At 65.2% G+C, this 11,327-nt stretch carries 10 protein-coding genes and 1 tRNA gene; 5 read left to right on the top strand and 6 right to left on the bottom strand.

Annotated elements, in window-relative coordinates; all coding sequences use genetic code 11:
- Window positions 1-6: 6 nt before the first annotated feature.
- A complete protein-coding gene (cfa, locus tag FAZ98_RS08755; RefSeq protein WP_158950696.1) occupies window positions 7-1,173 on the bottom strand; it encodes a cyclopropane fatty acyl phospholipid synthase in 1,167 nt (388 codons plus the stop codon).
- 207 nt (window positions 1,174-1,380) lie between these two features.
- Between cfa and FAZ98_RS08760 the strand changes: the two genes are divergently transcribed.
- Entirely contained in the window at window positions 1,381-1,797 is a 417-nt protein-coding gene (locus tag FAZ98_RS08760) for an HIT family protein (RefSeq protein WP_158951925.1), read from the top strand.
- Between the two features lie 119 nt (window positions 1,798-1,916).
- Here FAZ98_RS08760 and FAZ98_RS08765 read toward each other — a convergent pair whose 3' ends face one another.
- On the bottom strand, window positions 1,917-2,588 hold the full coding sequence (locus FAZ98_RS08765) for a nitroreductase (RefSeq protein WP_158950698.1): 672 nt from the start codon (window positions 2,586-2,588) through the stop codon (window positions 1,917-1,919).
- A 112-nt stretch (window positions 2,589-2,700) separates the two neighbouring features.
- Window positions 2,701-3,879, bottom strand: a complete 1,179-nt coding sequence (locus tag FAZ98_RS08770) for a porin (RefSeq protein WP_158950700.1) — start codon at window positions 3,877-3,879, stop codon at window positions 2,701-2,703.
- 378 nt (window positions 3,880-4,257) lie between these two features.
- Here FAZ98_RS08770 and FAZ98_RS08775 point away from each other — a divergent pair.
- Window positions 4,258-4,348, top strand: a tRNA-Ser gene (locus tag FAZ98_RS08775).
- Window positions 4,349-4,447: 99 nt separating this feature from the next.
- Here FAZ98_RS08775 and FAZ98_RS08780 read toward each other — a convergent pair.
- The 3 genes from FAZ98_RS08780 to acs all read right to left on the bottom strand — a co-directional run bounded on the left by FAZ98_RS08780 (window position 4,448) and on the right by acs (window position 8,974).
- Window positions 4,448-6,475, bottom strand: a complete 2,028-nt coding sequence (locus FAZ98_RS08780; protein ID WP_158950702.1) for a sodium:solute symporter family protein — start codon at window positions 6,473-6,475, stop codon at window positions 4,448-4,450.
- On the bottom strand, window positions 6,472-6,834 hold the full coding sequence (locus FAZ98_RS08785; protein ID WP_158950704.1) for a DUF4212 domain-containing protein: 363 nt from the start codon (window positions 6,832-6,834) through the stop codon (window positions 6,472-6,474). Before FAZ98_RS08785 ends, FAZ98_RS08780 begins: the two co-directional genes overlap by 4 nt.
- A gap of 157 nt (window positions 6,835-6,991) precedes the next feature.
- Window positions 6,992-8,974: an acetate--CoA ligase gene (gene acs, locus FAZ98_RS08790; RefSeq protein ID WP_158950706.1), complete on the bottom strand. Its 1,983-nt coding sequence runs from the start codon at window positions 8,972-8,974 to the stop codon at window positions 6,992-6,994.
- Window positions 8,975-9,009: 35 nt separating this feature from the next.
- Between acs and FAZ98_RS35930 the strand changes: the two genes are divergently transcribed.
- The 3 genes from FAZ98_RS35930 to FAZ98_RS08800 all read left to right on the top strand — a co-directional run bounded on the left by FAZ98_RS35930 (window position 9,010) and on the right by FAZ98_RS08800 (window position 11,257).
- Entirely contained in the window at window positions 9,010-9,132 is a 123-nt protein-coding gene (locus FAZ98_RS35930) for a hypothetical protein (RefSeq protein WP_267904826.1), read from the top strand.
- A gap of 200 nt (window positions 9,133-9,332) precedes the next feature.
- On the top strand, window positions 9,333-10,241 hold the full coding sequence (locus FAZ98_RS08795; protein ID WP_158950708.1) for a DMT family transporter: 909 nt from the start codon (window positions 9,333-9,335) through the stop codon (window positions 10,239-10,241).
- A 392-nt stretch (window positions 10,242-10,633) separates the two neighbouring features.
- Window positions 10,634-11,257 carry a TIGR00645 family protein gene (locus FAZ98_RS08800; protein ID WP_158950710.1) on the top strand — a complete coding sequence of 208 codons (624 nt, stop codon included), beginning with the start codon at window positions 10,634-10,636 and terminating at the stop codon, window positions 11,255-11,257.
- Window positions 11,258-11,327: the final 70 nt, after the last annotated feature.

Consider the following 11,327-nt stretch of genomic DNA (forward strand, 5'->3'; position numbering starts at 1 on the left):
TGACATTCAGTCCGCCGGACGACGATAGCCGCCCATCACGCCGTTCTTCGAGAGCACCCACTGCCACAACTGAATGTCGCGCGCGCGAAACGCTCCTGCGCACGAGAGCAGGTAGTAACGCCACATGCGATAGAAGCGCTCGCCCATTTGCGCCTCGAAACGTGGCCATGCGGCTTCGAAATTCGCGTGCCAGGCCATGAGGGTTTTGTCGTAATCGGCGCCGAAATTGTGCACGTCTTCGGTCACGAACAAGCCGCCCGATGCATCGGCCATCTGCCCGATGGTGGGCAACTCGCCGTTCGGGAAAATGTACTTGTCGATCCACGGGTCGGGCGTGGTGTCGCGGCGATTCTTGCCGATGGTGTGCAGCAGGAAGAGACCGTCGTCGGCGAGACAGCGGTGCGCGACTTCCATATACGTGCGGTAGTTTTTCGGGCCGACGTGTTCGAACATGCCCACGCTCGCAATGCGGTCGAACTTCTCGTCGAGCAGACGATAGTCCTGCAAGCGGAACTCCACAGGCAGATCCCCGCAACGTGCCGCGCCGAACGCGGCCTGTTCCTTCGAGATCGTCACGCCCACGCAGGTCACGCCGTAGTGTTCGGCGGCGAACTTCATGAGGCTGCCCCAGCCGCAACCGATGTCGAGCAAACGCATGCCCGGTTGCAGGCCGAGCTTGCGGCAGATGAGATCGAGCTTGGCTTCCTGCGCTTCCTCGAGCGTCTTCGCGCCGCCCGACCAGTAGCCGCACGTGTAGGCCATGCGCTTGTCGAGCATCGCCTCATAGAACTCGTTGCCGATGTCGTAGTGCTGCTGACCGACCTTCCACGCGCGGCGCGCGGTCTGGCGATTCATGAGGCGCGCCTTGAGCGCATGGAACACGAGACGGGCGGGATCGATCTGCTCGTCGATATGCGCGCGGAGCACGTGCGCGAAGAATTCGTCGAGCCGATCGCAATCCCACTGGCCGTCCATATAGGCTTCGCCGAGGCCCAGATTGCCGAATGCGAGCACGCGTTCGGCCACCTGCGGATCGTGAATGCGCATGTCCCACGGGCGCGTGCCGTTGAACTTGATGTCGGCGCGCGCCAACAGTTGGGATGCGAATCGCCAGGCACCGGAACCGGTTGCCTCGCGGGCGGGATTCACTGCTTCGAGATCGGTCGTTGACATACGTGCTCCGTGTCGAGCGAAGCAGCCTGTTTATGAGCCGTGCTTCGTTCCATGCAAGAGGTTGACTTCAAGACGTTCGTCGTCGCGTTCGCTGCGAGAGACTCTATGATGCACCTGCTTCAAAAAACCTGCAGGCACACGCACAAGCCATGCCACCAGGGGATAATTGCAAGCTCGATGCAAACTTCCCTCCCGGAGGCGCCAGTCATGGCTTACGACGACAACAACATCTTCGCGCGCATCCTGCGCGGCGAAGCTTCCTGCATCAAGGTGTACGAAGACCACGCGACGCTCGCGATCATGGACGTGATGCCTCAAGCCGAAGGTCACGTGCTCGTGCTGCCCAAAGAAGGCGCCGAATTCATTTATGAGCTGTCGCCCGAAGCGAGTGCGGCCGCAATGATTACCGTGCAAAAAGTGGCGAACGCAGTGAAAAAAACACTCGCGCCCGAGGGCTTGCTGATCGCGCAATTCAATGGCGCCGCCGCCGGACAGACGGTGCCGCACGTGCACTTTCACGTGATTCCGCGCCGCGCCGGCGAGGAGCTGCGCGCGCATGCTCGCGAGATGGCGGACATCGCGCAACTGGAAACGCTCGCGGCACGGATTCGCGCCGCGCTGTAAGCGTTATGTAGGGATGCTGAGGAAAGACCGCGTTTCCAGCAGGGATGTTGAATGCGGGTGCGGCCGGCGAGGTGCGGCCGGCCAGGTGCGATCGGCGAAATGCGGTTAGATGCGATCGGCTAGATGCCGTCGAAGTCTGCGAACGTTTCTAGCGGCACGCGCGTGGAGCGCCAGCCGTTGATAGGCGCCTGCGGGTCTTCGTAGCCGATCGCCATGCCGCTGAACAGCATGCGCTCGGGCGGCAATGCGAGAAACGCGCCGACGGTTTGCGCATAGCGCGCCCAGCATTCCTGCGCGCAACTATGCAAGCCGGCCTCCCGCAGCAACAGCATCACCGTCTGCATGAACATGCCGAGATCGGCCCATTGCGGCGGCCCCATCTGCCGGTCCACGCTGCAAAAGAGCGCGAGCGGCGCGTCGAAAAACGCGTAATTGCGCGCGAACTGACGCAGCCGCGCGGGCCGGTCCTCGCGCGCGACGCCAATGCTGCGATACAGATCCTCGCCCACTTCGTAGCGCCGCTCGCGGTACGGCGAGCCGAGTTCGCGCGGATACACGTCGTACTCCATCGCCTCGCCCGCACTCGCCGTTTCGATGCGCGCCGCCATGAGCGCCTTGAAGTTCGCGAGCGATGCGCCGCCCACGACATGCACGTGCCACGGTTGCAGATTGCCGCCCGAGGGCGCGCGCGCCGCGTTCGCGAGCACCTCGCGAATCACGGCGGGATCGACGGGATCCGGCAGGAACTGACGCACGGACTTGCGGCTGCGGACAGCTTCGGTGACCTTCAAGCGCATTCTCCTCGATGGATCGACGAAGCATTATCGACGATCCCTCGCGCGCTTGCCGCGCACCGCTCGCCGCGCAGCGCACACTCCGCGCATCCGTGGCGGCTCGCCCGCTTTAGAACTTGTGGCGGATACCCAGCGCGAGCAACGCCTGGTTGTCGCTGCCCGAACTCACGCCGAAGTCGCCGATCGACGCCTGCGCGGCAACGGTCGCGCCGCTCGTGCTGAGCGTGTGGCCGCTCGCCTTCTGATACCCGGCGAGCGCGTAAAGCTCCGTGCGCTTCGACAACGCGTAGTCGCCGCCGAGATTGACCTGGTTGTAGTGCGCGGAAGCCGGCCCCGTGAGCGAGGTGTAGTTATAGCCGATGCCCGCGCGCAGCGAAGGGTTCAGCTGATAGTTCACGAACGCCGAACCGTTGTTGAACTTCGCGGTTTGGTGAAACGTCGAGAACGCGTCGCTGCCGTATTGCGTATTCGAATACGCGAGACCGAACGACAACGCGCCCACGGCGTAGCTGCCGCCCGCGCGCACGATCTGGATGGAGTTCGCGCTCGCGAAGCCCGAGTTGACGACCGTGTTGAACAGGCTGTCCGAAGCGCTCGTCCAGGTGCGCACACCCGAGGTCACGGTGTTGCCGCCGTTCGCGAAGAAATAGCCGGCCGCGAGTTGCAGCGGGCCGTTCGCGTACGCGGCGCCGAAGCTGTAGGTCTGGCCGCTGCCGGTCGCGCCCGCCACGCCGCCGAGACCATAGAGCGCCTCGAATTGCAAACCGGCGATGAGCGGGCTCGTGTATTTGACCGAGTTGCTCACGCGCAGGCTGTTGTCGTAATTGTCGAGATCGCCCGGCGTGCCGAAAATGCCGCCGAACGGACCGTCTTCGGTAAGCGGCTGCACGAGATCGACGAGCGGATCGTACTGACGGCCGAGCGTGAGCGTGCCCCACGCCGTGCTCGACAAGCCGACGATCGCCTTACGGCCGAACTCGCGGCTGCCCTGCCCCAGCGCGCCGGAACTGACGCTGAAGCCGTTTTCCAGCTGGAAGATGGCGGCGAGGCCGTTGCCGAGATCCTCGCTGCCGCGCAAGCCCCAGCGGCTGCCGGAGAGATTGCCGCTGCTCTGCTTGACGAGCGTCGACTGGTTGCGTCCGCTACTATCCTGGGCGTTGTGCACGTAGGCGATGCCGGCGTCGACGATGCCATAGAGCGTGACGCTGCTTTGCGCGTGCGCGCCCGTGGCCGCGAAGGCCAGCGCGAGCGCGGCGGGAAGCGAGAGTGTGACGTGCGGGTTCTTCATGCCGGAATTCCGTTTTACGTTTGGTTTTTGGTGGGCGCGGCCGCGGCTCGTTCTTGCGTACGTACGCGCGCACTTCCCGAAGCGTCGAGATGCGATGCGTGTGTCAAGGAGTTCGCGGCCGGTGCGCCAACGATACGGAATGGGCGACACGCGGAGAACGAAGGAATTCTGCGTTGCTTAGGTGGTGAGCGGGACTTTGGAAATGCCGCGGGGCGTCGAGACTACGCGGCATGTGTCGGTGTGCTGTGCCGGTGTGCTGCCCGGCACTCGAGGACCGTTCTATGCCGGTGCCGCTCGGCCTTGGCTCGACCTTGAACAGGCGTTCGCGCTCACGGCTTTCCTCCTGGGCGCGGACTCTGCTATAATTCGCCTCCCGCTGGAGAGATGGATGAGCGGTTTAAGTCGCACGCCTGGAAAGCGTGTATAGGTTAATAACCTATCCGGGGTTCGAATCCCCGTCTCTCCGCCAAAGACAGCAGCAGAAACGGGCCGAGTAGTCTACTCGGCCCGTTTTTCTTTTTACCGGCGATTCCCGTGCAAGCCCCCTTCACAAATGCGGGATGCCGGATCACGGATGCCGGATGTAATCCACCAGCGCCACCATATACGCGTCCGGCTTGCGGTCGAGAAGACTCACGCCGATCGCCGCCAGAAAACCCGCCGGTACGCCGAACACGCCCGAGCTGATCGGGTCGATGCCGAACCATCTGCCGCCTGCAAATCCCGTGAGCTGCGTGAAGAACGGGTAGGTCGAGACGATGTAGTACACGCACACGGCCAGACCCGCGATCATGCCGGCCACCGCGCCCAGCCGCGTCGTGCGTTTCCAGAACACGCCCAGCACGAGCACCGGAAAGAGGCTCGACGCCGCCAGCGAAAACGCCGCGCCCACGAGAAACAGAATATTGCCCGCGTTCAGCGACGCCACCCACGAGGCGAACAACGCCACGCCGAGCAGCAGGATCTTCGACATCGTCACGCGCCGCTGGCTCGATGCCTCGGGATCGACCATGTGGTAGTAGACGTCGTGCGACAGCACGTTGGAGATCGTGAGCAGCAGGCCATCGGCCGTCGAAAGCGCCGCCGCCAGCGCGCCCGAGGCGATCAACCCCGACATCACATAGGGCAGCCCCGCAATTTCCGGCGCGGCCAGCACGACCATGTCCGGTTGCATCTGAATGTCGCTCCAGCGCACGATGCCGTCGCCGTTCACGTCGGCGATACTGATGAGATACGGCTCGATGCGCCGCCATTGCATCACCCAGTGCGGCAGGTCGTCGAAGCGCTGCCCCACGAGGTGCGTGAGGATCTCGAACTTGATCAGCACGGCGAGCGCGGGCACGGTCAGATAAAACAGCGCGACGAAGAACAGGGTCCAGCCCACCGAGCGCCGCGCCGACGCCACCGAAGTCGTCGTGTTGTAGCGCGTGAGAATGTGCGGCAGGCTCGCCGTGCCGAGCGACAGACACAGCAGCAACGAAAGAAAATTCCGTTGATGCACGCGGCGCTCGGCGTCGCTTTCGTCGGCGGACGAGGCGAAGGGCTCGTTCATCGGCACGGGCGGCGCGGCGCGCGCGAGCAGGTCGTCGCGTTGCCGTGTCCAGAACGTGCGCGCCGCCTCCACGTCGCGCGGAAACGCGCTCAGTTCGCGTTCGAGCGCACCGACTTCACGCAACGGCCCGTTGTGGCGGCGCAAGTCGGCGAGCGTCTGCACGAGGCGCGTTTTTTCCTCGACATAAGACTGCGGCAGCGCATCGAGCCGCGACTGCCACAGCGCCGCGCGCCGCCGGTATTCGTCGCGCACGCTGGCTTCGTCGGGCGCGGCGCGCACTTCGCGCTCCAGCGCTTCCACGCGCTGCATCACCGTGCCGTAGTCGGCGTGCGGCAGCCAGCCGAGCCCGTCGCGATGCGCGATCATCGAGACCGGAATCAGGATCGCCGCGATGAGGATGATGTATTGCGCGACCTGGGTCCACGTCACCGCGCGCATGCCGCCCAGAAACGAGCACACGAGGATGCCCGCCAGCCCGCAGAAAATGCCGATGGCGAAGTCCACGCCGATAAAACGCGTGGCGATCAGCCCCACGCCCTGGATTTGCGCGACGAGGTAGACGAACGAACACAGGATGGTCGCGAGCACGGCGAGCGCGCGCACGAGGTTGCTCGAAAAACGCGTGCCGAGAAAATCGGGAATCGTGTAGCGCGCGAGTTTGCGCACATAGGGCGCGAGCAGAAATGCCACGAGGCAATAGCCACCCGTCCAGCCCATCAGGTACGCGAGGCCGTCGTAGCCGCTCGCGTAGAGCGAGCCCGCGAGGCCGATGAACGAGGCGGCCGAGAGCCAGTCGGCGGCCGTGGCCATGCCGTTGAAGAACGAGGGCACGCGCCGCCCCGCCACGTAGTATTCGACCAGATCGGAGGTGCGCGAAAGCAGCCCGATCACGGCGTACACGGCAATCGGCACGAACAGGAACACATAGCCGATCCACATGCCGGGACCGGTGGTGAGCTCGATGCGCCACATCACGTAGACGAACGCGAGAAAGCCGAGCGTGTAGAACGCGTACAAGCGAATGAGCCGTTGCGCGAGCTTCATCGTTGCGGCGCCCTCGCCTCGCGAATCGCCGTATCGGCTTCGAGCGCGGCTTGCAGTTCGCGGTCGGCGCGTTGCATCAGCACGATGTACACGACCACGAGCAGCACGTAGACGAGTATCGCCCCCTGCGCGCCCAGGTAGAACGGCAAGCTGAATCCCGCGAAATACACGCTGGCGAGTGTGCGCGCGAAGAGCGGCGCGACGAACGACACCAGAAAGCCGAGCGCCATCAGCACGGCGATCAGCGCGAGATTGAAGCGCCAGTAACGCCGGTGCGCGTGCGCCATGGCCTCGCTGACCGGCGGCGGCTCGGGCACGGGATTGAGTGGATTCGGCGGAGTGAGATGGGGCGCGGCCATGCGCCTGTGTAGCAAAAACGCACCGGACCGGCAATCGGGACCAATGCGGGGACCCATGCGGACACCCCTTTGAAGACGCATGCTGGCAAACGAAGCGCGCGGCGCCCTGCCGGCCGCCGCGCGCTTACTCCAGCTTCGATGCGCTCGAACGCGGGCGTTACAGCGACTCGCCGAGCTGATCGAGAATGGCCGGATTCTCCAGCGTGGAGACGTCCTGCGTGATTGCCTCGCCCTTCGCGAGCGAGCGCAAGAGGCGGCGCATGATCTTGCCCGAACGCGTCTTCGGCAGGTTTTCGCCAAAGCGGATGTCCTTCGGTTTCGCGATCGGCCCGATCTCCTTGCCGACCCACGCGCGCAGGTCGTTCGCGAGCTTCACGGCTTCGTCGCCCTGCGGGCGCGTGGCCTTGAGCACCACGAACGCGACCACGGCTTCGCCCGTCGTGTCGTCCGGACGACCCACCACCGCGGCCTCGGCCACGAGCGGATTCGCCACCAGCGCCGACTCGATTTCCATCGTACCCAGACGGTGACCGGAGACGTTCAGCACGTCGTCGATCCGGCCCATGATCGTGAAATAGCCGCTGTCCTTGTCGCGCACGCTGCCGTCGCCGGCGAGGTACAGCGTGCCGCCGAGTTCCGCGGGGAAATAGCCCGACTGGTAGCGCTCCGGTTGACCCCACACGTTGCGGATCATCGCGGGCCACGGCCGCTTCACGACCAGAATGCCGCCCTGCCCGTTGGGCACGTCCTGGCCGGTTTCGTCGACGATAGCCGCCATGATGCCCGGCAGCGGCAGCGTGCACGAGCCCGGCACGAGCGGCGTCGCGCCCGGCAGCGGCGTGATCATGTGGCCGCCGGTTTCGGTCTGCCACCACGTGTCGACGATCGGGCAGCGCTTGCCGCCCACGTTTTCGTAGTACCAGATCCAGGCTTCGGGATTGATCGGCTCGCCGACCGTGCCGAGAATGCGCAGCGAGGACAGGTCATAGCTTTTCGGATGCACCTTCGCGTCGGCTTCCGAGGCCTTGATGAGCGAGCGGATGGCCGTGGGCGCCGTGTAGAACAGCGTGACCTTGTGCTTCTCGATCATCTGCCAGAAGCGGCCCGCGTTCGGGTACGTGGGCACGCCTTCGAACACGACCTGGGTCGCGCCGACCGTGAGCGGACCGTAGGCAATGTAGCTGTGACCCGTGATCCAGCCAATGTCGGCCGTGCACCAGAACACGTCCGTGGGCTTCCAGTCGAACGTCCATTTCAGCGTTTGCGCGGCCCACAGCAAGTAGCCGCCCGTGCTGTGCTGCACGCCCTTCGGCTTGCCCGTCGAGCCCGAGGTATAGAGGATGAAGAGCGGATGCTCCGCGCCCACGGGCTCCGGCGCGCACGTCTCGCTTTGCGCCTGCGAGAGTTCGTGCATCCAGTGGTCGCGGCCTTCGGTCCACGCGACCTTGCCGCCCGTGCGCCGGTACACGATCACGCTGTGCACGGCGTCGCAGCCGCCCATGGCGAGCGCTTCGTCGGCGATATTCTTGAGCGGCAGCGCCTTGCCGCCGCGCATCTGTTCGTCGGCGGTGACGAGCGCGACCGCGCCCACGTCCACCATGCGCTCGTTGAGCGACTTCGACGAGAAGCCGCCGAACACGACCGAGTGCGTGGCGCCAATACGCGCGCACGCCTGCATGGCCACGATGCCTTCGATCGACATCGGCATGTAGATCACCACGCGATCGCCCTTCTTCACGCCGCGCTGCTTGAGCGCGTTGGCGAAGCGTGAGACGCGCGCGAGCAGATCGCGGTACGTGACGTTGGTGACGGTGCCGTCGTCGGCTTCGAAGACTAGCGCGACACGTTCGCCGTTGCCCGCTTCCACATGGCGGTCGAGGCTGTTGTACGAGGCGTTGAGTTCGCCGTCTTCGAACCACGTGTAGAACGGCGCCTTCGATTCGTCGAGCACCTTCGTGAACGGCTTGTGCCACGCGAGCGTTTCGCGCGCGAGCCGCGCCCAGAACCCTTCGTAATCGCGCTCGGCTTCGGCGCACAGCGCCTTGTATGCGTCCATGCCGGACACCGTGGCGTCCGCCACCGCTTGCGCCGACGGCGCAAACACACGGCGTTCGTGAAGAACCGATTCAATCGCAGACATCGACAACCCCTTGGTGAAGATGAAACATCGAACTCATGAACGCGCACGACACCATCTTCGATGCTCGCGCGCGCCGTCTCCGTGCGCCGCCGTTCGTCCATGGCGAGACGGGACGCGGCGCTGTTTGGCTTGCGCTGCGCGCCGCGTTCCTCGAATGAAGTGCGGCGTCGCAGCATGCATGGGCGCGCAGTCACAGCAAGGCGCGCGCCGCCCATGCCAGCAAGATTAAGCGTAGCAACTTACCGGCCACTTACGCACGCTCGCGGGCAGATTGCGCGCGGGCACGCCGCGAGGCGCGATGGCACGGTAGTAAACAGGCATTTAGAATGCTAACTGAACTGTGCGCCCGGATTCCAGCTTGAATCGCTATTCATTATTTCTCGTCGCGGCAATGCTGCTGGTTGGCAGCAACGTCGGCATCGGCAAGTCGATCGTCGCCTTCATCCCCGTTCCGCTCTTCGCCTTGCTGCGCTTCGTGATCGCGCTCGCGGTGCTCGGACCGTTGCTGCGCGTGGCGAAAATGCGGCGCGTGCAGCGCGGCGAATGGCTCAATCTGTTCCTGCAGGCGCTCTTCGGTACATTCGGGTTTACGCTGCTGATGCTGGGCGGCGTGCATCGGACGAGCGCCGTCGCGGCGGGCGTCATCACGAGCACGATTCCCGCCGTGATCGCGATCTTCTCGTGGCTCTTCCTGCGCGAACGCCCCGACGGGCGCACGCTCGCCTCCATCGCGCTCGCCATCGCCGGGATCGCCGTCATCAACGTCTCGCATGCGGGCATGGGCGAAGGCGCTTCGGGCGCAGGAGCGGGCACCTCGCTCGCGGGCAATCTGATGGTGCTCGGCGCCGTGTGCTGCGAATCGCTCTACGTGATTCTCTCGCGGCGCCTCACGCAAACGCTCCCCGCGCTCGACATCTGCGCGTACACGCACCTGTTCGGCCTGTTGCTGATGCTGCCGGTCGGCTTGCCCGGCGCGCTCTCGTTCGATTACGCGAGCGTGCCCGCGGGCGTCTGGTGGCTCACGCTGTGGTACGGGCTCTCGGCGAGCGTGTTCTCGTTCTGCTTGTGGATGATGGGCATCCGCCACGTGCCGGGCAGCATCGCGGGCGTGTTCACGGCCGTGCTGCCGGTGGCGGCCGCCGTCTACGGCATGGTGTTCCTCGGCGAACGGCCGACGCCCGCGCATGGCGTGGCGCTCGCCTGCGTCGTGGCCGGCATCGCGCTCGCGAGTCTCAAGACGAAACGCGTGCCGCCCGTGGCCTCGTGACGCGCGAACTGGCCGGCTGAAGCATCGAACACCCGAACGATCGCGGCGCGCTACGCACTAAACAGGCAAACGCACGGCCGGCACGCCGGAAGCGCGCCGGAAGCGCGCCGAATGAGCGCCGGAAAAGCACGCCGCAAACCGCGCGCGGCGGCAAATCGTAATCTCGCCGAAAGCCTTACCAGACGGCGAGGCCACACGGTCGCAACCGCCTTCGGGCCGATCGCGCCCTCACTTGCCCGCATTCCCGCTCTGGCGCGCCTTGCCGGAATCGCGGCGAACCCGCCCGCCAAGGCTGTACAATAACGCCCGCCCGGCCCCTCGCGCCGCGGCGGCGCGCCCCACGCGCCCCGTGTGCCGCGCGGCCCCGCCCGATTTCGTCACCGTGATTGCCCATGTCCGCTGCACGCCCCCAGCCGCCCTCCGCTGCCGCCGGTAGAACCCCGCGCCGCATGCGTCCGCTGCCCAGCATCATCTTCATGAGCCGCTGGCTGCAGGTGCCGCTCTATCTGGGCCTGATCGTCGCGCAGGCCGTGTACTGCGTGCTGTTCCTGAAGGAAGTGTGGCACCTCGTGAGCCACGCCACCTCGCTCGACGAAACCAGCATCATGCTGGCCGTGCTCGGCCTGATCGACGTGGTCATGATCTCGAACCTGCTGATCATGGTGATCGTGGGCGGCTACGAGACCTTCGTCTCGCGCATGAATCTCGAAGGCCATCCCGACGAGCCCGAATGGCTCGATCACGTGAACGCCGGCGTGCTCAAGGTGAAGCTCGCGATGGCGCTCATCAGCATTTCGTCGATCCATCTGCTCAAGACCTTCATCAATCCGGACGCCGCTTCCTCGCATACGGTGATGTGGCAGGTGATCATCCACGTGGCGTTCCTCGTTTCCGCGCTGGTGATGGCGTGGATCGACCGCCTCACCACGCACACGCATCCCGAGCATTACCAGGAACTGGCCGCGCGGCACCCCGTGCCGCAACGCGCCGCGGAGCGCGCGCTCGCGGAAGAATAGAAGCCGAAGCGAAAACGGATTCCGGCGCGGATTCAGAGGCAAACTCGAGCGCGCCGCAACCGTTGCCTGC

The organism is Paraburkholderia acidisoli (assembly GCF_009789675.1).
Taxonomy (GTDB): domain Bacteria; phylum Pseudomonadota; class Gammaproteobacteria; order Burkholderiales; family Burkholderiaceae; genus Paraburkholderia; species Paraburkholderia acidisoli.

Excerpts from the sequence above, each read along its gene's own strand:
- cfa (WP_158950696.1), bottom strand. The coding sequence starts at position 1,173 with ATGTCAACGACCGATCTCGAAGCAGTGAATCCCGCCCGCGAGGCAACC.
- FAZ98_RS08760 (WP_158951925.1), top strand. The coding sequence starts at position 1,381 with ATGGCTTACGACGACAACAACATCTTCGCGCGCATCCTGCGCGGCGAA.
- FAZ98_RS08770 (WP_158950700.1), bottom strand. The coding sequence starts at position 3,879 with ATGAAGAACCCGCACGTCACACTCTCGCTTCCCGCCGCGCTCGCGCTG.
- FAZ98_RS08780 (WP_158950702.1), bottom strand. The coding sequence starts at position 6,475 with ATGAAGCTCGCGCAACGGCTCATTCGCTTGTACGCGTTCTACACGCTC.
- FAZ98_RS08785 (WP_158950704.1), bottom strand. The coding sequence starts at position 6,834 with ATGGCCGCGCCCCATCTCACTCCGCCGAATCCACTCAATCCCGTGCCC.
- acs (WP_158950706.1), bottom strand. The coding sequence starts at position 8,974 with ATGTCTGCGATTGAATCGGTTCTTCACGAACGCCGTGTGTTTGCGCCG.
- FAZ98_RS35930 (WP_267904826.1), top strand. The coding sequence starts at position 9,010 with ATGAACGCGCACGACACCATCTTCGATGCTCGCGCGCGCCGTCTCCGT.
- FAZ98_RS08800 (WP_158950710.1), top strand. The coding sequence starts at position 10,634 with ATGTCCGCTGCACGCCCCCAGCCGCCCTCCGCTGCCGCCGGTAGAACC.